18 protein-coding genes and 1 pseudogene are annotated in these 24,237 nt (G+C 43.2%); 16 read left to right on the top strand and 3 right to left on the bottom strand.

What is annotated here, in order from left to right:
* Positions 1 to 378: 378 nt before the first annotated feature.
* The 11 genes and pseudogenes from MUB35_RS26375 to MUB35_RS26320 all read left to right on the top strand — a co-directional run bounded on the left by MUB35_RS26375 (position 379) and on the right by MUB35_RS26320 (position 13,979).
* The gene (locus MUB35_RS26375; RefSeq protein ID WP_016295841.1) at positions 379 to 588 is read left to right on the top strand and encodes a DUF6462 family protein; all 210 of its coding nucleotides are present in this window, start codon (positions 379 to 381) and stop codon (positions 586 to 588) included.
* Between the two features lie 107 nt (positions 589 to 695).
* The gene (locus MUB35_RS26370) at positions 696 to 866 is read left to right on the top strand and encodes a hypothetical protein (RefSeq protein ID WP_023043063.1); all 171 of its coding nucleotides are present in this window, start codon (positions 696 to 698) and stop codon (positions 864 to 866) included.
* A 42-nt stretch (positions 867 to 908) separates the two neighbouring features.
* On the top strand, positions 909 to 2,141 hold the full coding sequence (locus tag MUB35_RS26365) for a site-specific integrase (RefSeq protein ID WP_054351760.1): 1,233 nt from the start codon (positions 909 to 911) through the stop codon (positions 2,139 to 2,141).
* A 166-nt stretch (positions 2,142 to 2,307) separates the two neighbouring features.
* A pseudogene (locus tag MUB35_RS26360) lies at positions 2,308 to 2,787 on the top strand (lysine--tRNA ligase); the annotation flags it as partial.
* A 565-nt stretch (positions 2,788 to 3,352) separates the two neighbouring features.
* Complete coding sequence (locus tag MUB35_RS30555; RefSeq protein ID WP_054351762.1) at positions 3,353 to 3,553, top strand: FAD-dependent oxidoreductase; 201 nt, start codon at positions 3,353 to 3,355, stop codon at positions 3,551 to 3,553.
* A gap of 1,102 nt (positions 3,554 to 4,655) precedes the next feature.
* Complete coding sequence (locus MUB35_RS26345) at positions 4,656 to 5,834, top strand: Cas10/Cmr2 second palm domain-containing protein (protein WP_156120812.1); 1,179 nt, start codon at positions 4,656 to 4,658, stop codon at positions 5,832 to 5,834.
* Complete coding sequence (locus MUB35_RS26340) at positions 5,803 to 7,995, top strand: RAMP superfamily CRISPR-associated protein (protein WP_186971106.1); 2,193 nt, start codon at positions 5,803 to 5,805, stop codon at positions 7,993 to 7,995. The genes MUB35_RS26345 and MUB35_RS26340 overlap by 32 nt, the downstream gene beginning before the upstream one ends.
* A gap of 3 nt (positions 7,996 to 7,998) precedes the next feature.
* Positions 7,999 to 9,303 (top strand): RAMP superfamily CRISPR-associated protein, encoded by a 1,305-nt coding sequence (locus MUB35_RS26335; RefSeq protein ID WP_103732684.1) that lies wholly within the window; start codon positions 7,999 to 8,001, stop codon positions 9,301 to 9,303.
* Positions 9,300 to 9,836 (top strand): type III-D CRISPR-associated protein Csx19, encoded by a 537-nt coding sequence (gene csx19 / locus MUB35_RS26330; RefSeq protein WP_033140031.1) that lies wholly within the window; start codon positions 9,300 to 9,302, stop codon positions 9,834 to 9,836. Before MUB35_RS26335 ends, csx19 begins: the two co-directional genes overlap by 4 nt.
* An 18-nt stretch (positions 9,837 to 9,854) precedes the next feature.
* Positions 9,855 to 12,059 carry an RAMP superfamily CRISPR-associated protein gene (locus MUB35_RS26325; RefSeq protein WP_054351769.1) on the top strand — a complete coding sequence of 735 codons (2,205 nt, stop codon included), beginning with the start codon at positions 9,855 to 9,857 and terminating at the stop codon, positions 12,057 to 12,059.
* A 270-nt stretch (positions 12,060 to 12,329) separates the two neighbouring features.
* Positions 12,330 to 13,979 carry a TM1812 family CRISPR-associated protein gene (locus tag MUB35_RS26320; protein WP_186971107.1) on the top strand — a complete coding sequence of 550 codons (1,650 nt, stop codon included), beginning with the start codon at positions 12,330 to 12,332 and terminating at the stop codon, positions 13,977 to 13,979.
* Between the two features lie 230 nt (positions 13,980 to 14,209).
* Here MUB35_RS26320 and MUB35_RS26315 read toward each other — a convergent pair whose 3' ends face one another.
* A complete protein-coding gene (locus tag MUB35_RS26315) occupies positions 14,210 to 14,566 on the bottom strand; it encodes an ATP-binding protein (protein WP_052099077.1) in 357 nt (118 codons plus the stop codon).
* 511 nt (positions 14,567 to 15,077) lie between these two features.
* Between MUB35_RS26315 and MUB35_RS26310 the strand changes: the two genes are divergently transcribed.
* From MUB35_RS26310 to MUB35_RS26300, 3 genes are all read left to right on the top strand, one after another.
* Complete coding sequence (locus MUB35_RS26310; RefSeq protein WP_033140028.1) at positions 15,078 to 15,410, top strand: PadR family transcriptional regulator; 333 nt, start codon at positions 15,078 to 15,080, stop codon at positions 15,408 to 15,410.
* On the top strand, positions 15,382 to 15,894 hold the full coding sequence (locus MUB35_RS26305) for a DUF2812 domain-containing protein (protein WP_331477655.1): 513 nt from the start codon (positions 15,382 to 15,384) through the stop codon (positions 15,892 to 15,894). Before MUB35_RS26310 ends, MUB35_RS26305 begins: the two co-directional genes overlap by 29 nt.
* Before the next feature lie 78 nt (positions 15,895 to 15,972).
* Entirely contained in the window at positions 15,973 to 16,722 is a 750-nt protein-coding gene (locus MUB35_RS26300; RefSeq protein WP_244807115.1) for a creatininase family protein, read from the top strand.
* A 256-nt stretch (positions 16,723 to 16,978) separates the two neighbouring features.
* Here the strand turns inward: MUB35_RS26300 and MUB35_RS26295 are convergent, their stop codons facing one another.
* Positions 16,979 to 18,454 carry an alpha-L-fucosidase gene (locus MUB35_RS26295; protein ID WP_186971109.1) on the bottom strand — a complete coding sequence of 492 codons (1,476 nt, stop codon included), beginning with the start codon at positions 18,452 to 18,454 and terminating at the stop codon, positions 16,979 to 16,981.
* 369 nt (positions 18,455 to 18,823) lie between these two features.
* Here MUB35_RS26295 and MUB35_RS26290 point away from each other — a divergent pair, with 369 nt between their 5' ends.
* Both MUB35_RS26290 and MUB35_RS26285 read left to right on the top strand, forming a co-directional pair.
* On the top strand, positions 18,824 to 19,690 hold the full coding sequence (locus tag MUB35_RS26290) for an AraC family transcriptional regulator (RefSeq protein ID WP_033140024.1): 867 nt from the start codon (positions 18,824 to 18,826) through the stop codon (positions 19,688 to 19,690).
* Positions 19,691 to 19,841: 151 nt separating this feature from the next.
* Positions 19,842 to 21,854 carry a DUF2264 domain-containing protein gene (locus MUB35_RS26285; protein ID WP_186971110.1) on the top strand — a complete coding sequence of 671 codons (2,013 nt, stop codon included), beginning with the start codon at positions 19,842 to 19,844 and terminating at the stop codon, positions 21,852 to 21,854.
* Positions 21,855 to 21,900: 46 nt separating this feature from the next.
* On the opposite strand, the gene MUB35_RS26280 is transcribed toward MUB35_RS26285, so the two are convergent.
* On the bottom strand, positions 21,901 to 24,147 hold the full coding sequence (locus tag MUB35_RS26280; RefSeq protein WP_244807114.1) for a helix-turn-helix transcriptional regulator: 2,247 nt from the start codon (positions 24,145 to 24,147) through the stop codon (positions 21,901 to 21,903).
* Positions 24,148 to 24,237 lie beyond the last annotated feature (90 nt).

Below are 24,237 nucleotides of genomic sequence, written 5' to 3'. Positions count from 1 at the left end.
GTGCAATCAAACTTAATCCTGCCTAAGACTATTGTAAGGCAAAAAGAGAAGTGAAAAAAGTAGTGGAGTCAGTATCCTATTTTCATTATAGGCTGAGATAAGCTTTCATGATTCGTTGACAACTTCATAGCCTCCAACTCTACGTTCCCGAACCGAGAAGCGGCTATCCGTTTGTGTGGCGAGCAAAACCATGAGCACTGATATACGGGCGGCACCCGTATAACGCAATGATCCGGCCGGGGATAATGATACTTCCGTAATTCGCGGCCCGGCCACAATGCAGGCGGGGAGATGAGATATCTATGGATCTGCAGCCACAGACGGAGAAGGAGGCGGTTATTTTGAAATAAATTATTTTTTATAGTAAGGAGGCTGCTTATGGGCTACAAAAGGAAAGATGTAGAGCAGACGAAGCAGTATGCAAAAAAGTTTGTGCGCTACAAAGAAGGAGCAGAGAAGTACAGCCTTGGGCTGACAAAGTTTCAGGAACTCGCAAAAGAAGCAAAAGCTGTCTATAAGATTGATGGCATTGCTTTAGTTAATTGCGAAATTTTTGAAAAGTTTTTGGAGTCATTCCGAGAATTTTGAAGTGGGTGATGCTTCATGGCTTTTTTACATAAAGGGGCTTTATGCGCTTTAGGGCTTGACTTTCTGTCTTACAATAAGTATAATAAAATACATGTGGAGGTAGCGGTATGACGAAAATGGGTAGACCGAAGCTGGACAACGCAAAGCGTCAATCCATTACAGTTCGGTTATCAGACAAAACCTATGATGAGTTGATCAGGTATGCTGCTGAACACAAGATGACAAAGACAGAGGTTGCCCTGCGAGGTTTGGAAGAGTATTTGTCCAAGCAAAAATAAGTGCTGTGAGTCCCTTCTTCATTATTGAAGGAGGTAACAGACATGGCAAAGACACGGAAAGATGAGCGGGGAAGAGCACTCAGGAAAGGAGAAGTACAGAGGGCATCAGACAAGCGGTATATGTACACCTATACTGATCCGTTGGGCAGGCGTAAGTCCATATACGCACAGGATTTGGCAACGCTTCGAGAAAAAGAGAAGCAGCTGATGAAGGATCAATTGGATGGTTTGGATCTGTATGTTGCAGGTAAGGCCACCATAAATGATACCTATGATCGATATATATCTACGAAGTATGATTTGCGAGCGACTACACGCAGCAATTACGATTACATGTATAATCGCTTTGTCAGACATACTTTCGGTAAGAAGAAAATCGCAGGCACTAAGTATTCAGACGTACTCCAGTTTTACTGCTACTTGCTTAAAAAGGAAAAGTTATCGTTAGGGACGCTGGACTCAGTTCATACCCTGCTTCATCCGACATTCCAATTGGCGGTTCGAGATGAAATCATTCGGAAAAATCCGTCAGACGGAGTCATGAAGGAAGTCAGCAAGAAAACAGATAAGACAAGAGGCGTGAGACATGCTTTAACGAGAGAGCAGCAACGAGCATTTATGGACTATATTTCCAATCACCCAGTGTATTATCATTGGTGGCCGTTATTTACGGTTTTGCTTGGAACTGGCTGCCGAATCGGAGAAGCACTGGGACTTCGATGGGATGATCTTGATTTTGATAATCGGATTCTGAGTATTAATCACAGTCTGGTTTATTACCCGGTTGGAGAATCGAGAAAGTCTGTTCTGCGGATATCAAAGCCGAAGACGGAGGCAGGTATCAGAACGATCCCTATGCTTGATATTGTACGTGATGCTTTTCACATGGAGCACGAGGAGCAGGAAGAAACAGGATTCAACGAGACCGAGATTGATGGAATGACGGGTTTTGTATTTGTCAATCGTTTTGGCTCAGTTTTAAATCCGCAGGCTGTGAATCGTACTATTAAGCGAATTATCAGTGGGTACAATGCGGAAGAGGTTATCAATGCTAAGCGTGAGCGGCGAGAGCCGATTATTCTTCCAGATTTCTCCTGTCATCACTTGAGGCATACCTTTTGTACAAGACTCTGTGAGCATGAAACAAATTTAAAAGTGATTCAGGCAATTATGGGCCATCGGAATATTGAAACGACGATGGATATCTATGCCGAAGCCACTGATCAAAAGAAGCAGGAATCTTTTGAAAACTTATCTAAATTGGACATCTTTTAGGAAGGGTTCTCAGCGTGAGAAGCTGACAACAAACTTTCTGCGAAGACAACAGTTTGACAACAATTTTCTTTTTTCCCTGATGTAATACGAAGCACTGTGAAGAATGGGGAAGCAAGGAAATGAAGGGATTTGAACCGATATGATGGCATGTAAGTTGGTGGGAAAACTTTTCCCGACCATGAAGTCTTTAGACGCTAAGAAGGGCGAAGCGAAGGCTGAAAAGGCAGTGGAAAAGGCTGCTGCGGCAGAGGAAAAAGTGGCAGAAAAGATTGATTTCTCCAATGTAAAGATCGAACCGCTGTTTGAAGAGATGGTTGATTTTGATACTTTTGCCAAGTCAGATTTTCGTGCAGTAAAGGTAAAAGAATGTGAAGCAGTGAAGAAGAGTAAGAAACTTCTGAAATTCGTTTTGGATGACGGAACAGGCGTGGACCGCGTGATTTTAAGCGGTATTCACGAGTATTACGAGCCTGAAGAACTGGTGGGAAAGACCTGTATCGCAATCACAAATCTGCCTCCGAGACCCATGATGGGCATTGATTCCTGCGGTATGTTAATCTCCGCAGTACATGAAGTGGATGGACACGAAGGACTGAATCTTCTGATGGTAGATGACAGGATTCCGGCTGGGGCGAAGCTGTACTAAAAAATGAATTAGAGATTTTATATAAAGGACATTTTTCTAAAAGAAATTTTGGAAAGATGTCCTTTTGGCGTGTGGGAATCAATAGCTAACATTGCTTATCTGCCAAAGTGCAGATACAAAGATGTCGGCCGCAAAGCATTGAAATCACTTAGGATGTCTTTATGGTGGATATCCAGCGCAGTAGAACAGTGTGCTGCACTTCTGAAAGAATCTTGCGAGTTGTGAATAATGCATAAAATAAATAAAGTCGAATTTATTATAATCACGAATTTACACTGGTAATACCGTTAAGTAAAGCAATCATCAGTACACTTGGAATTCTTGCCTTTTCGGACAGTTGGAATCAGTTAGTATGGCCGTCGGTCTTAACAAAATCTTCAGAGATGATGACTGTGTAGCTTGCGTTTAAAACATTTAAATCTGAATTTGATATGAAATGGAATCTGGTCATGGCAGCAACATTTATATCTATTATTCCTGTTGTGCTGGTATTTCTCTTCTTTCAGAAACAGATTGTTGAAGGAATTGCAACATCTGGGTTTAAAGGTTAAGGGAGGAGAAGGCAATGAATACAAATTATGATGTTATTACTGTGGGAGGCGGCCCTGCAGGCTGTGCTGCGGCAATTAGTGCGGCAAGAAGAGGAAGCAAGGTTTTGCTGGTTGAACAATATGGTTTTTTAGGCGGTATGGGTACAGTAGCACTGGTAAGCAAAAATGATCAGAAATATATTAACACAGCAGGGCGCATTTTAGCACAACGATAGAGAGAATAAAGAAAAAAATGATCCCTGTGGTATGATCATTTCTGCGGTTAATAATGAAAACGAAGAAGAAAAACTGCACTGTCTGATGGTGGATGAGCATATTCTGACAGGTGCAAAGCTGTATTAGGATAGAGCAGCATCTATCTGCAGCGGTTTGCTGCATGAAACGATAAATGAAATAGGATTTCAAAAGGATAATCGACTACGAAAGCATAGTTACAATATGCTGTAAATGAGTTTTTATTACCTTTCCACATTTTCTGTATCTTTGATTTGTCACATTTCGTAGTAGTAATTAGTGAGTGGTGATAAGATAATAATTTGATCATTAGAGTTTTGTTTAGGCTTTTATAGTGAAAAAGTCATTACGAAGTGTTATAATTTATAATATAATTATATGTTTTGTAATAGTTGATATATCTCGGGATAATAGGAAATATACTGATAACTGAAATTATGAAACACAGCTCTTGTGTTGTGATGGAACAGGGAGAAGTTGGACGGACTTTTGAAGCGGTCAGAAGATTAAAAGAAAAGGCTGCTCTCGCTGTGCATGCAGTACACGTAAAGTAAAAGAAAAGGAAGGAGGATATCAGAAAGGGGTAAACTTTAAATTCATACGTTTTGGGAAATACTAACGTGTGAAGGTATAAAAAACTATATCTTAAGGAAGGTGGTACAGGTTTTTATGATTCTTGCGCAATATACAATACGTTCAAAACAAAATTATATTTTCCGAAGTAATAAGATACAGGAAATAACAGGAGGGTCAGCCATCATTCGCGATGTATTCGGTATCCTTTTTCGTAAGGCCAGAGAGTGTGGTCTGATAGTTGAAACCTTAAACGATACGAGAGTTTCGCGCGATTTTAAATTAGAGAATGTTAAAGAACGGTTCAAAAATCAGACGCTTCACTTGATAGAATTATTTACTGGAGGTGGTAATGAGACAGTTCTTTATTCTGATGAAATAAGTTTCCAGCGGGCAAATCGTGCCTATACATATCATCTGACAAAAGAATATCCGGGATTGATTCCTTTGTGTGTTGGTATTCCTGTTGACGGAGACCCGAATTGTTATAAAAGGGATTATGCTTCTCTTATGGAAGCAGTAGAAATTGAAAAAAATAAAATGCTGCCCGGTTGTCTTATGCCTATGATGCCGTTTTCCGAGATGGACCGGAGTACCCAGCAGCCGATTTCTTATAAAGATAGAGTACATAAAATCAGCCGTTCTCAAGAAGCTCAGGTCAAATATGAAGTTGGTAATAAGGAGAAAAAAGAAGATGATTTTGCAAAACTACTGGATGATATTGTGACGGAGAAGGGGGAGGAAAGTCTTCTGGCAATTGTCCATGCGGATGGAAATAATATGGGTGTGAAGATACAGCATCTTCTTGATGGACATTCCGATTATGATTTTTGTGTGTCAGCTATGAGACGGTTTACAGAAAATATAAATAATGCTTTCGTAAAAACCGGTATTGCAGGTATAAAAAATGAATTAGAAATTCTAAAAAAAGAAGACAAGGGACGACATCCTAAATGTTATCAGTATCGTGTAATCGTCTCTGATGGCGACGATGTGACTTTTGTCTGCAATGCAAGGTTCGCCCTGGCGCTTACGAAGGCATACCTGAAGGCTGTGGCGTCCTATGGTATTTCCCATAATACAGATGGGAATGAAGAGACATATAGTTCCTGTGCAGGAATCTGTGTATTCCATAGTCATTATCCTTTTTCCAGGGCTTATGAACTAGCGGAACAAGCCTGTGATCTGGCAAAGAAGCCGGTACATGAAACTTTGCTGCAGACCGATAGTAGAGGAAATCCGGTTCCGGAGGAGGAGTGTTGGCTGGATTTCCATTTTCTTCACAGTGGTGTGGCTTGTGAATTGGAGGATATTCGTGACAGACAGGATACTGCGTCGTGTATGGCACGCCCATGGCGTGTGACAGGTAATGGAAGACATACGGGAGGAAGAGACTTTGATATCCTTAAATTTGATGAAACAGTTAATCTGTGGAAGTCCTGCGGCGGCAGCAGGGCCAATATTAAAGATATAGGAAATTCTTTTGAGCAAAGTACAGCAGACGGTGAATATGAGCTTTCAAGAGTATACTATCGTTATGCGGAAATGGAAGAAAAATTAAAAGGTATTTTTGAAGATGAGAATCGTTTATATAAAACACTGTATGATGCAAGCGAAATGTACGATATCTGGTTTGGAGGAAAGGAACCCGTAAAAAATGAAAAAACTGAGAATAACATTACGCAGTGATCTGTGCGCTGGGAGCGGGGAGAGCTTTGGAAATTCTGTAGATACGGATATCTGTATTTCTGATGCTGGACTTCCTTATATTCCGGCCAGACGTTTAAAAGGCTGCCTGAGGGCAGAAGCCGTTCAACTGAAGAAGTATGGCAGTAAACTGGCAACAGATGAAAATATTCAGAGGTTATTTGGCGGAAAAAATGGATTTGAAGGTATACTTGTACTTGAGAATGCTGTTCTGGACGGGGCGGAATCTATGGAGCGCTGGTTGAAAAGCGTAAATGCAGATCCATCGGCTGAACCGATTCTTAAGGATACTGCCAGGCCCGGCAGCGTGGCGAGCCTTTTTTCTTATGTGCGAGGTCAGACGAAGATGCAAAAGGGGGTGCCTGTGGATGGTACTCTGCGTTATACCCGCGTATTGAATCATTATGACCCGCTGCATGTAGGAGAGGAACTTGTATTTTGGGCCGATTTTTCTTTAAAAAAGGGCAGTGAAGATGAATTTTCGGATGAATTAAATCTTTTGAAACAATGTTGTATGGCTTTGCGGCATATAGGACTTAGCCGTAACCGGGGTCTGGGAAACATTAAAGTTGTGTATGATGCAAAAAAAACCGGCGAAGAGACAGTGGTCGGTGAAATGTCTGAAAATGAACAAGATGCATATCAGTTTGATGAGGGTCAGTTGAAAGATAAGAGCGAGATGATTTGTATTACATATCACATTCACCTGGATGCACCTGTAACTTTGCCGGGGTGCAGTGAACTTATATCTGAGATTCCTGCCAGGAGCGTGATTGGCTGTATGAGTACGGAATATTTAAGAAATGGTTCTGCAGATGAGATATTTTCTAAACTGTTTTTAGATGGAACAGTGCAGTGGAGTTCTCTGACACCTGTTATCTCAGGAAAAATTTCGGCACCTACGCCTCTGTTTCTGGTAAATCTGAAGAATGAGAAACGATATGCTAACTGTGCAGGGGAAGAGGTAAGAGGGAAAAAACAGAAGACATTGGAGGGAACGTATGCTGTTGAGACTAAAGATGGCTACACCATTGCTAAGGCCAACAGCCACACCGTATATCATCACACAGTCCGGGTTGAGGGACAGGATGGGATGCTGTATATGCAGCAGTCTCTTGATGCAGGCATGATTTATGGAGGAACTGTTACCCTGCCAAAATATCTGGCAGAGAATGTATGGAACATTATTGTAAAAGCACCTCTTCGGTTTGGACGGAGCCGGACGGCACAGTATGCGGCCTGCAGTATAGCAGGAGTTCCTAAGATATCGTCCTGCGCGATGGAAGAGATAATTGCGGAAACCGGGGAACCGATATATGTTGTGCTGCAGTCGGATTTGATACTGTCAGATTCGGGCGTGTTTGCAATGGACAATGCTTCTGTTCGTGATAAGATAGCTATGGAGCTTGGACTGAATCCTGTATGCGAAGTGCCGGCCGACAGTGTAAGATCTTTGACTGACCGCACAAAGTATCATGTTGTCAGTGGTTATCATAGCATGTGGCAGCTGCAAAAACCCCAGTTATTGTCCCTGCAGGGTGGAAGCGTATTTTGTTTTATATCCCAAGAAAGGAAGATTCTTCCGAGAACATTTCGTATTGGGGAATTTAAGCAGGAAGGATTTGGCGTATGCCATGTTCTCAAGCAAAGTGAAATCAATAAGCTGCAGTATATCAGTAAAGGCAGTGTGGATCGTCTGAATGAAATCAAAGGAACAGATAAAATACTTGTAAATGAACTCAGGAATGCGCTGCTTATGACAGCTGCCAGACATGCTGCTGAAAATCATGCGCTGCAGTATGCAAAATCACATGCAGATGAACTAGAAACAGGATTAATTGGCCGTCTGCGCCTTATGACAGATGAAGCAGAGAATTATGAGGACCTTCTTAATCATATTGAAAGTATCAAAGACAGTGATGAGAGCAGCGAAACTGAAGTATCCAGGAAATTAAGGGTGAAACAATTCGTACAGGGACTATGCGGTTTATACAGACTGGAAGCGGACAGGCTGATTGGAAATTGTGAAATATCCAATGAGATAGGAAATAATAAGGTGGTTCAAAGAAAAATTCTAGGAGAATGGAAATCACTGTTACTTTTTGCACTTCATATTGTTTATTATGAAAAAGGAGGACAGTAATTTATGCAGAAAATGTATTATAAGCTGACCTTTTCACAGACTGCTCCGTTGCGCATATCTAATGGGGACGTTGAAAATACGGACAGTGATTTGATGTTGGATTCCCGTGGACTGCCATTTATACCCGGCAGCAGTATTGCCGGAGTCTTGCGTTCCTTCGTACCGGAAAGCGAGGGAGAAGAACTCTTTGGATATATTGGGAAAGATGGTAAAGTGCAGAGAGAAAGCAGCATATTGATAAGTGATGCTGTTTTGCCAGATATATGTAAAAGAAGTGACATACGAATTTCGCATAGGGATGGTGTCGGAATCAATGACAGAGGTACAGCGCTGGATAATGCCAAATATGATTTTGAAGTTGCAGAAATAGCGATGCAATATACTTCTATTTTGGAGTGGACTGGTGATACAAAGAGTGATCAGGGTGCAAAGCAGCTAAATATTCTGACTAAAATTATAGAAAGGTTAGAATCTGACGGAGTTTCATTTGGCGCGCGCACCAGCCGTGGTTACGGTTCTATGGACGTATTTGTCCAGAAAAGGGAATTTGATTTTGGAAAGGGGGGGATAAATTCAGCAAATGTACTGGATGAATGGCTAACTTTTGACCCCTTTGCACCGGATGCCCGGTGGGATATGTACAGTGGTCACATCTCTAAAACGGCAGAGAATTATGATGTTTCTGGTCTTATCATTGAGATGGAATTTAAGATGGCCGGAAGTTTTGCAGTACGCAGATATAAAGAATGTGTGTCGGGGAAAGAGAATTTAGCATCCTCTGTACCGATGAAGTCAGCGTACGGAGCTCCGGTGATTCCCGGAACGAGCTGGGCAGGCGTGTTTCGGCATCATATGCTGGAACTGGCACGGCATATTTCCTGTCCGCAGGATATTCGGGATGATATTAACTTATTGTTCGGTGTTGTCAGGGAAAATAATGCAAAACAGAAATCAAATCTGTATTTCAGTGAAACTACGGTGGAAGGCGGGCAATCTTATACTATTACGAGAAATGCATTGGATCGCTTTACAGGCGCACCAGTTTCTCAGGCTCTGTACACCTCAGAATGGTGGCAGGGAGGAAAAGGAAAACTGGTAATCCGCTGTAGGGAAAGGCTGACATCTTTGTTAGGCCAGTTGTTAGCGGTTTCTATCATAGACCTGAACCTTGGACTCCTTACAGCGGGTGGTTCTGGCAGTACTGGACATGGCTGTGTTGAAATTCTTTCACTGAAAGTGAATCATCAGGACAAAACACAGGCTTTGAGCAGAATGGATACTACATTTCTGGAGGTGGAATCGAAATGAATAAGATATGGATAAAAGAATATGGAAATACTCCGGAAAGTGAAATACAAGGTGTCATCAATAGGTATATGCCTGCAGATTCTCTTGGTATTGCTTATTATACAGACCGGTTCCGTTCAGCCGACAAGAAGCATTTGGCAGCCCTGTGCGAGGATATTCCGCACTTGTTGGAACTTCGCTTATTTAATGATATGGGTGAGCTGCTTATACGCCGCAGCCATATTGGCGGAGCATTCGTCTGGAGACTGGCAGATGATAATACATTGGAAAAAGCTGCTGCGCTGGAAACAGATCAGTTCTTGAAAAAGCCCGCGAGTTATTATGTGGAGTATAAACAATATCTGGATATTGACTCTTCTTTTCAATCGGATATTGATAATTATGGATGCCACACACTTCGGACTACCGGTGGCGGATACTACGCCCTGCCTGTAGCCGAAAAACAGAATATGGTGTGTATTAAAGCATATCTGCAGTATGATAAGAATGGTTTGGCGCATATAGCTGATTATCGGCTTGCAGGTTTTTGTTGAGCGAAGGAGGGATAAATAATGGCAAAACTAAAGAATAACCAGACAGATAATATTGATTTTCTGAACCCTTATACCTTCGTTCCGTTCCAGAAAGTACCACCTAAACCTGAAGCATGGGAACAGAAATATTCTTCACCTGAAGACCTGCTGACGGGATGGCTGGATATTGAACTTATACCGAAAACACCAATTATCATACCGGACACAGCACATCGTGAAGAAAAAAAGGTGAAAAATAAGAAAGGCGCCGACACAGTACATAATAAATATCCATTTCTTCGGCTGCCGGATACAGATGGTGTACCTGGGATTCCGGGAGGCAGTCTGCGGGGAATGCTCCGCAGTGTATACGAAACATTAACCGGAAGCTGTGTATCTTCATTAATGGATGAAAGACCTATCAGTCAGCGAAATCCATTGTATGCTGGATTCGACAAACGGGGTCTCCTTCACTATGATTTGGCTACAGATACATGGACCCTTCACCGTGCGGTTGTTTACCGGCAAAAATGTGGGAAACGGCAAGTTGAATGCGGAAAATATAAAGGATTTTGTACAGGAGAAAAGGTGTATTTTACATATGACCAGCACAGACTGTTAAATATCGGCAGGACAGTGCAGGATGTTTCAGGAAAAAATGACATTTCATTTTCTTACGATGTGGGATGGCTGCAGTTTAATATACCTATTCAGCAGGACTACAGTGTAACTGTATTACAGCCGGGGTCTGTCGTTCATACCTGGAAAGGAGAAGAATATTCGCCAGATAGAAAATTATTATCTGCACTTAGCCGGGATGGTGTTGTGGATAATTCATCCGAATCGCCTAAGCCCATGAAAGATTTAAAGAATAAACTTATGGAGGCAAAAAACGGAGGGGATAATTATGTTCCTGTTTATTATCTGACTTTCGAGAACAAAAGGGGAACAGAAGTCTATTTGTCCGGAAGCTCTATCGGACGTGTTGGACGTAATAGGAAGTGGAAAGAGATAATGGGCAGTTATGCACCCTGCGAAAAAATAGATTTTCTTTGTCCGGCCTGCCTTCTTTTTGGTACGAAGGCTGACGGTGGTGTAAGAGGGAGGCTTCGTTTTACCGATGCAGTACCGATGAATCCTGAAAAGATAAAGTCAGAATTACATACGCTGCAGATATTAAGCACTCCGCGTCCTTCGGCCTTTGAATTTTATCTCAATAAGCCGGCAGCAGATGCTGCATACTGGAACTTTGATTATTATAGTGTGACGGTGTATGAGGACGGGAAAGGGCATCCGGAATTTTATCCGGTGGAGACTATGATGCCTCGTGGGAGAAAATATTATTGGCATCACAGAGAAGCTGCTGAGGATGCTGTTATCAGATCCAATCAAAATGCTACGATGGAAGCTGTATCGGGAGAAAATTTTAAATTTAGAATGTATTTTGACGGAATCCAGCCGCAGCAGTTAAGTGATATGATATGGACCATCACTTTTGGTGAAAACAGTGCAGATAGTACAAGACTACACAAGATCGGACATGCAAAACCTCTTGGTTATGGTAGTGTGAAACTTCTTATAACGAATGGTGCAATCAGGAAGGTTAAGAAGACAAAGACAGGCTTGTCAGCAGAATTAGTACCGCTTAATATTGATGTGAATAAGGCAGGGGGTACTAATTGCGGAATCACTATGGGAGAATCGGGAATCTCATTGAATGCAGAGCTCAAAGCTGATGAGTCACGGAAAAAAATAATGAATAACATTTTAAAAATATGTGATGCTGATGTCAGTGAGAATCTGAACATACGTTATCCGGTCAAAGTTACAAAAAAGGGAGAGGAGGAAATCTTTGAATGGTTTTCTAAAAACCGAAATGTAAATAAACATCATATTTCACCGGATACCCTGCCGAATCCAACAGACAAAAAACTTACATTGAGAGGGACGGTCTTATCATCTGATTCAGCGCAGGGGAAAAAGAATGCGGACAGCACTGATGGCGAGGGAAAGTATGCTGATAAAGCGAATCAGGGAAATAAAATGGGTGAATCTCGGAAAGTAAAAGCTGTAGTACTGAGGATTAATGCAAAAGGGAATTGCAGACTTAAACTTCAGGGCAAGGAGTCAGAAGGGCAGTTCAATACAAGAGGAAAATCATATTCATCTGGTTCAGAGATAGATGTCTATATTACAGGATACAGCGATAAGTATGATGTGTATTGGGTAAAACCGTTAGAATAATTAAATATTATTCAGCAAATGTATTTCCGGTGAATTGTAGGTGCGGTATATTGCTTTGCTGGGATATAAAATGCATTTTTTCCGATATTGTAGGTTTAGAGTGTGTTTGAAGATTGTGGGAATAAATTTTCAACACACTCTAATAATCCATTCGGCCAGAAATTTTCAGCTATAACCTGTGAGGCTTTAAAATATTTGCATGTTAAATACTGTCATAAAATTAACTGCAGATATTAAAATCTTATTTAAAATGTAAAGGTGTACGTGTATATGATAAAGGGGAATAATATGATGAATGCTCGGAATAGTCAGGAACTTGAGTCGAAAAAGGAAGGTACAGTACCAATGCCCAGAGAAACGGTTGCAGTAATACCGGATATTTCAGATAGTGTATTGCATCGATTTAAAGCAAATAATATTTTGTTGTTGAATATGAGTATATTACGTAGTGACGGGAATATTACAGAAAGCTCATATTGTTATAACGGAATTACAGTTAAAGGATTCGGACAATTGGAAGCGGTTCCTAAATTATTAATAAAGGAAGGTAAAACGCCGGATATTATCATTATACTTGCATCAGCTGCTACGAGAAAAGAAGTGGATTTTTCTATTCAAAGTGAAGATAGTACAATTGCAAAACGAGGTTCGGCAGTAGACTTTTTTAAAGAGCAAATAGCAGAAGCGAGTGGCAATTCGGTTTCCTTTAAAGTGGTAGAACTGGATAAAAGAAATGTATCTCATGTGGAGCATTTAAAAAATGGAGAAAATCGAGAGCAGGATTTGAATAAAAAAGACGTTGTTTCCGCAGTAGGAAATGTAGTTGATATTATCCGATTATTAAAACGTAATAATGAGAAAATTAATTTGTATTTAGATATTCATGGCGGTCCAAGGGAAGATCAGGTGGTAATTGAAGCTATTATTAATCTGCTTGCTATGGAAGATATCTGCATTACAGATGCGTTTAGTATTAGTGGTGGTGGTCAGAATGTTCCTATTATGAACGTTACCGAACTCTTTAAAATCTTTAACTTCGTATCAGCAATGAATGAGTTTACGAACTTTGGGCTGGGTAAAAGTATAAAGGAATATGTGAGTGGACTTTCAAGAGAGACATATGAGGACGAATTTTATAAGGAAATATCCAACGGTATTGGAAGAATTTCAGATGCATTGCTGTTGTGTAGAGTAAACGAATTTGAGAGTGCTCTAGATAGTATGCAGAAGATTATAGAAAAACGCGATCATAAAATAGTAATAAATGATTACCTGGATATATTTATTAAAAATATTAAAAATAATTATGGTGTTTTGCTGCAAAAAAATAAAAGAAATCTGCAAAACGAAGTGCTTTGGGCATATAAAAAAGGGTTTTATCAGCAGTGCCTTGCAATCATTGAAGCAAAAACACCGGAATATGTATTTACAAATTTTTTTGAATACTCTGAAACAGATGGGGTGAAATGTGAAATATGGAATAAACAGAATAATTGCAGAAAGAAACAGATAAGTAAGCGGTACTTTTTAAACCGTATTTCAAGAGGAAGATGTAAAGATTCGGTAGAATCACAGTATGAGTATTTATCAAAAACATTGTTGTATTCAAAGCAAAAAATTAACCAGCGTAAAATATATGAAGTCATAGATTACGAACTAGAAAATAACAGAAAAGATAACAGAAAAGATAACAGAAAAGAAAAATATGATATTATATTTTATTGCAAATTTACGCAAGGTGAAGATTTTGCGGGATTTTTGAAAGAGTGGAAAGTGATAAAGGAAATCCGTAATAACGTAATGCATTTGAGAGAGGATAAAAAAGTTTCTATTAATCAAGAAAAGGTGTGGGTGACACTTACAGTCGTTCATGATCAAATAAAAGAATATCTACGTTTACTTAATAAACTTAAAATATAATAGTTAAGTAAAAAAATTGTAATCTGTATATGAGAAAGTAACTGCAACTGGTGGGATGACAGGTGAGATGATTTTATGTACAATCGTATCGGAAAGTATAGGATGGTATGAAGGCAAGATATTTGTATTACACAGGGGGGCTGTAGATTACGACCGTACAGGGCCGTAATCTACAGATGCCGATATTATTTAATTATAAATGCAGCAGCCAGTCGATCACATTTATCAATTTAATACCGTTGTAATTGGATGGATTCCAGCGGACGCATTTCTCTGGCAAAAGTTTCATCTCCGGTCATATCAGCTGTTACCTGGAAATAGGTGTATGCATTTTGATTCCTGGCAACAAAATCTACTTCTGTGTTGCCGAGTTTTCCAATATTAACTTGATAACCGTGACGAAGCAGTTCAAAATAGACAATATTCACGATTGAAAATCCCAAAACATACCGCTGCCACGGAAGGATATATCCACTAAGTCCAAAATCAACAATGAACCATTTGGAATTGGTTTTTAAGAGCTGCTTTCCTACAATATCAAAACGGTCTGCTTTGTAGAAGATAAAGGATTCAGAGAGAGCTTCCATATAATCACTTACAGTATTGGCAGATGTTTTTTTTCCGTTGGATGTGAGATAATCATTTTTACAGAAATGAGACTGCCGACAACACTGGAAAGATAGCAGGCTATTGACTTTAGAAGAGCAATATCTGTAATTTTTCTTTTATTCGGGTCATTTTCACGGCTGATCTGCCGGTCTTCCATATACTTAATAATAACTGTATTATAAATGCCTTTCAGATAGACGTATGCTTTTTCCGAAGTTTTTTTCATGGCGGACAGATAATGGAAGCCGCCATATTGCATATATTCTGCAAATACAATGTCTGCATACCTTCCTGTGTCCTCCATGGTGTAGTAATCCAGAAAGCAAAAGGGGAGTATGGAAATTTCAATGTATCTTCCGGTAAGGAGGGGTGTGAGATCACTGGGAAACAAATAAAATTCCGAAATCGGAATTACAATTACCTCTTGCGTTATGCCTCCCAAAGAGATATAATAATATTACACTAAACGTAATAAAGAAGGGAATATGCATGCGCGAATGCGGAAATGAAATATTGACCGAAATCTCCTATCTGGTATTGCTGGCATTCTGCAGTCCGAATCATGGATATGGAGTTATGCAGTTTCTGGAGGAGCACACAGAAGGCAGGGTAAAACCCGGGGCAGGAACACTTTACGGGGCAGTGAATGCGCTGCTGAAAAAGGAGTGGATCGCTCTATATGCCCGGGATGACAGGAAAAAGACGTATTTGATCACAGATAAAGGCAGAGCTGTTTTGGAAAGGGAAGTGAGAAGGCTAAAGCTGAATTATACATTGGGACAGCAGATATTGAATGGAGGGGATGAGAATGGAAGTGACTAAATTTTTTCTGTCCATAGAAAAGGAAGAAAAGTGGCTGAATGATATGAGCAGTGAAGGCTGCCGTTTCGTCGGAAAGCACGGGTTCTCTTATAAGTTTGAGCCCTGCGAAAAAGGGACATACCGGTACTGTATAGACCAAAGGGGATTTCTTAAAAACAGTGAGGAGTTTGTGGGATTTTTAGACGAGTTAAATATGAAACTTGTTCATGAACAATGGGGATTCTACTATTTTGAAGCAGATAGAAGCTGCAGTACGGAAAAAATATATACGGACATAAAATCTAAGTCCAGTTTTTACCTTCGATGCATTTTATGGCTTGCGTGTATCGGAATATTAAACATCTCCATAATAAACCATGCAAATGGTCCCTATTTTTTAAATATTTCAATTCCTATAGTTGCAAATACGGTTGTGTTATGCCTGGTATTATCTGCAATATTGAAATACGTTTGGAATATCCTTTTGCTGCATCTGAGAAAGTAGTTTGGTATTATGCCGGAGTATATTAAAAAACTTCATGCATCCATACAAAGAAGAGAATAAAAGAGGAGGAAATACCACATGACAGAAAAAGTCCTGTACGAAGAGCTATGCCCGGCAGAATTTCAGGACCGGCTGCAGGCGTGCCCTGTAGCGTACCTGCCGCTGGGGACGCTGGAATGGCATGGGCCTCATCTGCCCCTGGGAGCGGACGGAATTCAGTCGCAGGAATTATTTATACGGACAGCAGAAAGGATAGGCGGAATCGTATTGCCGAAACTCTTTCTCGGGCCTGACCGGTTTTACCATGACCCGGAGAGGGAGCTTTACGGTATGGATATCTGCACAGGCGGGACCATAGTGCCTTATGAAATGCAGCAGCTTCCCGGAAGTGCCTACTGGATGCCGGATGAGGAGTACCGAGGAATGATTCTGCGTATTGGAGCCAATCTGTCCAGAGCAGGATTTAAAATTCTTGCTGCCCATGGCCATGGGCCGTCCATCCGGCAGTTTGGTGCTCTGAAAGAAGAACTGCACAGCAAATGCGGTCTGATCGGGGTGACAGCTTTTGATTTCATGGAAGATGACAGGCTGAGATTTCAGAATGACCATGCAGCAGCCAATGAGACTTCCATTACCATGGCGGTCCGCCCGGAACTTGTTCAGCTTGAAAGGATTCGGAACGGAGAGGAACTGCCCATAGCTGTGGCAGGGGCTGACCCGAGGACAAATGCCTCACGGGAATACGGAATGGAAATATTGGAGATGAATGTAAATGCCCTCTGCCGGGGAATCGGAGATCTGCTGAACATGGAAAAACTTACTTTGTAATGGCGAGAGGGTGCAAAGATAATACTGTTCAAGTTTAATGGTATATGCCCTGCCGAAAGTACGGGAGGGACTCATCTGCCGGTTTTTGCGGAGACAGGTAAGAACTGCTGGTTAGAGTCACCGTTTAACTGTGATTACGGAGGAGGAAAAGAACATCAAATGCCCCATAAATGTCATGATACAGGCACTTATGGGGCATTTTTACCATTAGAGTTATGACAAATGGCTGTGCGTCTTCTGCCATCCGAAAGAGCGGCTATTTGATTGTAATCTTAAACACTACGGGTTTGTCAGATTTCACATTCTGCGTTTCAATTTCCAGCCCGTTTTCTGTTCTTTTCCATATCGGGGATTCCTCAAAACCCAGCACTTCCACATTTTCAACGATGCCGTGGAATTTCGGCAGTCTGGATGCATCCTGTTCGGCCAGGGATTTTATGACAATGCGGCCGTCCTCAGGATAGGAAAGGCAGGCGGCATAGAGGTGTGATCCCTTAACTGTGAACCGGAAATCCTCTTTTGTAAAGACTTTGTCCTTACCATCTGTAAACTGTCCTTCTTCCACCTTTGTGGGACCTTCCGCGGCTGTGCGCCACACGCGGGAGCCGTAAATGGCCTCACCGTTTGCCTTCAGCCACGCTCCGATCTGCAGCAGTATCTCCGTGTCCTCCTCCGAGATGGTTCCGTCTGCCTTCGGGCCTACATTCAGCAGAAGATTTCCGTTTTTGCTGACCACATCCACCAGGTCACAGAGGATATCCTTTGCCTTTTTAAATTCATTATTCTCTGTATAACACCAGGAATTTTTTGCGGCAGCAGTATCTGTCTGCCAGTAAAATGGCTGTACGTCCGCAAACTGTCCCCGCTCAATATCCACCAGGGCGGTACCGAACATGAAGGCGTCGTGTTTATAGGCGATCACAACCTCTTCTTTCCACTCTGCGGCGCGGTTATAATAATAGGCAGCGATTTTCTGCAGATAGGGTTTGGCGCTGCTGTGCTGGATCCACCAGTCAAAGTACAGCTCTTTTACGTGGTAGCGGTCTATAAGCTCACAGGTCCGCACCATCCAGTCCTCCAGGAATTCTCTGGTGGGGACGGGTTCGCTGAATAAGTCCTGATGGTCCCCCTCCGGCATGGCAGGCCAGTACAGGTCTCCTTCTTTTTCAGAGCCGGTGATATCGCTGTCAAAATCCCGCCCATGTCCCATAAAAAACCAGTGTTCAATACGGTGGGTGGAGGCTCCGTTCACCAGCCCGTTTTTATGCATTTCCTCTGTCAGTTCTCCCAGGACGTCACGGTGCGGGCCCATTTCAAAAGCGTTCCAGTGGGAAATATCGCTGCGGTACATCTGGAAGCCGTCGTGGTGCTCTGCAACGGGAACCACATATTTGGCCCCGGCCTTTTTAAACAGGTCTATCCAGGCAGCGGCGTCAAAGTGTTCCGCTTTGAACAGGGGAATGAAATCCTTGTAGCCGAAGTCCTTCTGATCTCCATATACCCGGCGGTGGTGTTCGTATTCCGGACTGCCCTGTATGTACATATTCCGCGGATACCATTCGTTTCCGAATGCGGGGATAGAGTAGGCGCCCCAGTGAATAAAAATACCGAATTTTGCATCCCGGAACCAGGCGGGGGTCTCGTGGGCAGAGAGGGAATCCCAATTGGCTTTGTATGGCCCTCTGTTAATGACATCTTCAATTTGCTGTAAATACATTTCTTTGCTGTACATAGGCGTTCTCCTTTCCGTAACTGTCTCTATTGTATGTCCCGGCACAGGAAATAAAAAGACAGAAAAGCGTCCAGTTTCCTGTCGGGATGTCGTTATTTTCAGGGTGAGGACACCGCGTGCTCAAAACCGGTTTTCATATACGCGGAAAGCATGTATAATTACAAAAAAGGTGTAACTATTCAGCCAGCTGAATAGTTACGGGTATTCGCCCATTAAAAATCGCTTTGCGATGGGACGAATACCTGCTACCACTACTCTTATGCACGGTCAGCGCAGTAAATGCGCAGACCTGACTGAACAGTTATAAAAAGGTAACGATTCCGCCGGCTGAATACTTACCAAGTAAAGCTTCTGAAAAGAGGAAGAAAAATGGCAGATGTGAATTACAAAGTGAATCTGGACGGTGTACCGTTTCATATAGTATCTGTGGGACATGGAATCACAGGTCACATTAAGATGCACGTGCACAGCATAACCAGCTATGAAATTCATTACATAGAATCAGGAGAAGGCATACTGCGCCTCCGTTCGGGAGAGCACGGACTTAAAAAGGGGACCTTTTACCTGACAGGACCGGGAGTGGCACATGAACAGATCACAGTGTCCCGGGAGCCTATGGAGGAGCTGGTCCTCTATTATACGGTTCCCCTGTCCTGCAGGGCGCAGCGGCAGCGGGAGGACTGGATGGAATGCCTGCTGGACCAGCGTTTCTGGATTGGAGATGATGCGGGGGAGGTGTCGGATATCCTTCGGGGGATAATCCGTGAGACAGAGAGGAGACCTGCCGGTTTTCAGGCAATGATACCGCATCTGGCAGGACAGCTTTTTATCACACTTGGCAGGATGTACCGGGCAGGCCAGCCGGAGCAGGGGGAAGTGTACATGCCATGCTCCGATGAGGGGAAATATCTGCAGATAGAGAGAATGTTTCTGGACGACCCGGTACATATTACCATACATGGACTGGCGGAAGCGCTTGGGCTCAGTGTGCGTCAGGTGCAGCGCCTGATGAAGAGCCATTATGGGATCACATTCCGGCAGATGCAGATGGATAATAAACTGGAGCTTGCTTGCCGTCTGCTGGAGGATACCCGTGATTCTGTGGAAAAAATTGCAGAGAAGACCGGGTTTTCCGCGGCGGATTATTTTGGGTACTGCTTTAAAAAGAAATACGGGATGTCTCCCGGTAAGTTCAGAAAAGAGGCGGGCCAAAGACCGTGGATAACCGAGGAATAGTGTACGGTATTTGCAATGTTTTGTATAAAAATAGGAATAAAAAAATTCTTCATTCATGATATCATTCTATAGTGCTGGACACAGCAATACATAACACTGTCCCGACTGTATAATATCTATACATTAGAGTCCGGGCAGGGAGAGGAGATACATGAAGTTCAGAATAAATAACCCGGATCATGAGAAAAGTCCCTATACCGGAATGACAAGAGAACACTGGCTGGATGCTGCTCAGTTTCTGTTAGATGGGATCTTCTCCAACATCGGGGATTTTGATACGCCCATATACTGTCCGAGAACAGAATTTGCGGTCAGTTATCCCAATAAAAACAGCGGGGAATGGAAAACATTTGCCGCCAGATTCGAGGGCCTGGCAAGGAGTTTCCTGATAGCGGCTCCGCTTCTTCACAACAGACCGGAGGCTGAAGCAGGAGGATTTTCCGTAAAGGAGTATTACAGAGAACATATCCTTCGCGCAGTCACAAAGGGAACCGGGGATTATATGCTTACCTACAGAGAACTGGATGCCATGTCCGGGGAAAAGGAGCATTGCTTTCAGCATACCTGCGAGTGCGCGTCGCTGGCGATCGGCCTCTGGCAGTGCAGGGAAGTTATTTGGGATTCCTACACACAGCAGGAAAGGGATAAAATAGCGGAGTATCTGCGCGAATTCGGAGATGCAAGGACAGTGCCCCACAATTGGCGCCTGTTCAATATGCTGATCTTAGGGTTTTTGTGGAGCCAGGGATATGAAATTGATGAGCATAAGATGAAGGATCATGCCCAGACCATTCTTTCCTACTATGCCGGTGACGGCTGGTTCAGGGACGGACACCGTTTTGATTATTACAGCCCCTGGGCCTTTCATGTGTATGCTGCACTCTGGAATGTGTGGTACGGGTACGAGAAAGAGCCGGATATGGCAGAACGGATAGATGCGTATTCCAACTGCCTTCTTCAAAAATACACGGGAATGTTTGACAGAGAGGCCCATGTGACCATGTGGGGAAGAAGCGGTATCTACCGGAACGCCGCCACTGCGCCCTTTGCCTCAGTGTTCTTCCTGAAAAGACACGAGGTGGACCCCGGACTTGCCAGGCGGATCAATTCCGGAGCGCTTCTGCAGTTCATACAGAACGACAAAGTGTTTCAAAACGGTGTGCCTGTTCTTGGGTTTTACGGGGAGTTCCCGCCCATGCTTCAGGATTACAGTTGCGCAGAGAGTCCCTTTTGGATGGCAAATCCGTTCCTCTGTCTGAATCTTTCGAAAGACCACCCCTTTTGGACTGCGAAGGAGAATAACGGGGACTGGGACACTTTGAGGGAGGACGCGTACAGCTCTTATGTTATGGACGGACCGGGCATCGCGGCCTTTCATCAGGGTGCCAACGGGGCGGCGGAATTCTGCACAGCTAAAAATGTGTTCCACCCGCAGGATGATTACATTAAGGCGTATATACGTCTGGCGTTTCACAGCCGTTTTCCCTGGGAGGATTTTGACCGCCGGGGAGCAGAGGCCATGCAGTACAGCCTGCAGTACGATGGGGAACATCAGGCGCAGATTCCCAATATCATGCTGTATGGCGGGGTGCGGGACGGCGTGCTGTACCGCCAGGAGTATTTTAACTTTCAGTATAATTTTCAGGGGCTGGCATGTATGAATCTGGCGGATATTCCACTGCCTAACGGTATCCTGCATGCGGATAAAATGAGGATACATGAGAAACCCTTCACCCTTACTTTGGGAGCGTATGGTTTTCCGAAGGAGGGGAACGTACAGACAGAGCGCAGGTCAGATGGCACAGCGCAGGCCTTGATCGTGAAAAATGAAAAGCGGAGCCTGGCCTTTGTGAGTTATACCGGCTTTGACAGCGTTGAAATGAAGGAGCGCACAGGCGTAAATGCAGTCGCTGAGAGAAGTATTCTGCTTTACGGAAAATGCAGAAGAGAAGAGTATTATGAGTACAGGCCCTATGTGATGGTCTATGCTGTTCTGACCGCGGAGGGCAGGGAGTTTACCGGGGAGGAATTGTTCCCTGTCAGTGAAATCAAGTTTCAGGATGAGGAGCAATGCGGAGCTGCAGGGCCTGTGAGAATCACGCTGCGTTCAGGGAGAACGGTCTGTGTGGATTATGAAGGGCTTGAAGGTAATTTAAGTCTTTAAATAGGCACGTTTATGAACAGGAAAATGAGTCCGGGAAAACCCGGACTCATTTTTTTGCTTTATCAATAACATGTTCCGCATACTTCTGCGGTGTCATTCCCGTATATTTACTGAATACCCTGATAAAGGTATTAGAACTGTTGAAACCGGTCATAGCACTTAAATCTTTTGTCTTTAAAGACGGGTCCTTTTCCGGCAGCGCCCTGGCCTGATTGATGCGGTAATTGTTCAGGTAATCCTTAAAGTTATTGTCACTGAGCTGTTTAAAGAGAATCCCGCAGTATTTGGGGGAGATGTTGAACTGGTCTGCCAGGTCGTTGAGCATGATATTGTCCCTGTAATTCTGATGGATATAGTCAAGCATGCGGGACAAAATAGCTTCATCCTGTGTCTGGCTGCGCCTGTTTTTCTCCTTTATGATCTCAGAGATGACGGTTTTGATGCCTGTTATGGTCACGGAATCGGCCCAGTGTGTGTACCAGTGTTCATAATCAATGGACCGGCCGATAAATTCCTCGGGGCTTGTCTTAAGCTCCTGAAAAACCCTGTTTATGGTTCCGATCAGAGCGTAGACAAAGTTCTGGAGAACCTCCATGGACAATACCTTGTGGACAAGATTTTCCCGGATCAGGCTGTCGAACAGTTCCACTGCCTGTTCCCGGCCGTTGATGATCTCCTGGATCAGCTTGTTCTCCGTTGAGAGAGGATAAGAATAGGTGGCGGAATCTATAGCGGCGATCTGTTCGTGGGTAATGATCTTGTCATGGGGGAGCATGGGCAGATACTCTGCTATTTTCAGCGTCTCCTGATAACAGTGGTAGAGATTTTCAAATCCCCGTCTTACTGTGCTGAGCACGGTCTGCTCCTCCCAGTATTTGCCTGATTCGTCGCCTTCCATAGGCGCAGACAAAGCCCTGGCAGTCAGTAGTTTTGCGCTCTCCATACTGTCGGTTTTCAGGATCAGGGCGCAGCGGTACATGGAAAGCTTCACGAATACAATATCATCTCTCTTTACGCAGTTCTGGAAGATCAGGTTCTTGTACATTTCAAGCTGGCAGAATCCGCTGTCATCCAAAGTCTGGGAGGCATCCGGTGAAAACCATATAAGCCCCACACAGAACAGGCTGTTGTCAGGGAAATACGGTTTTTCTTTGGGGGCCAGATATCCATTGGGGTCTGTGAGCAGATTCTGGTAATACTGCTGGGCCAGAAGGGTGTTGGTGGTCTTCCTGGTTGCCATCAGGCTGTGGTTCAGACTCTGCATCTTTGCCAGGTTGTCGTTCAGGATCTGGAATTCATCGTAGCTTTTGGAACCTTTCTCTATATGAGGCTGCAGTACCTCGTATATGGGCCGGTACAGAAGGTTCACCACATAATAAAAGGCAGCGCTCAAAAGGATAAAAATGACCAAAACCGCCAGAAGAAAGAGGAATATGTTCATGGCATTGAAGCTATACCGGTCATACAAGTAAGAGATATTCCAGTTCATAGACAAAAGGTGGGCGTTGGCTATGTAATAACCGGATTTCTTTACGATATCCCTGCCTGTGTCCAGATTAGTTCCAAGGGATGTAAAGAGTGACACATCATGTTCATCCAGGGAACTGGGGATAAACAGACCGTCCGTGTTGGAAATCCAGTATTTTTCCGGTGTGGCAGTACCCACAAGGGAGCTTATGGGGATATCAGCCATGTAAATACAGGTGCGCGGCTGCTTATACCCCTTGATCAGATAATAAAGGGAAGCCAGCTCGCCCCGGTCATTGTAATGCGGAATCACATAGGGAAACATATTTTTATCAAAATATTCCTGTATATCTGTCAGATCATCTTCCGATAATCCCTTTTTCTTTAAAAATTCAGAGACAGAGAAAGAACCCTCAGGGGACAGGACACTGGAATGTGTGTTGTCATCAAGATCTGTCTGTCCGTTGTTGAGCAGAAGATACACCTGAAAGCGTGTTTCCACAGCGCCTGCGTATTTGAGAAGCGCTTTCTGTGCCCGGGAGGAGAGCAGATAAAAATCACGTGTGCCCTCTGAGACAGACCATTCCTTGATCAGGGAATCATTTACGATATCCGTCATGGTGTTGGATATCTCTTTCAGAGAGACTGCGCTCTTTTCCTCCAGGATCGTGCGGGATACAGAGATGGAGGTCTCATAATTCTCTTCTGAGCGCTGAGTCAGCAAGATGCCTGAGATGGAGGCCAGAACAAGAGTCACCACAGCGGCCAGAAGCAGGAATACGATTTTCAGTTTTTGGTGATATAATCCGGATGGCTGTTTCTGCATATCTGCTGTCTCCTTTTTTCTTTGATCCGAGTCAAGTTCCCGCTGCCAGGTTTATGTGCGAAATGGAAGGGGGATTTTCCTGACGAGATT

It is taken from the genome of Blautia sp. NSJ-175, from assembly GCF_022867815.1.
Lineage (GTDB): Bacteria > Bacillota > Clostridia > Lachnospirales > Lachnospiraceae > Blautia > Blautia celeris.
This window is presented reverse-complemented; position numbering and strand designations above follow the sequence as displayed.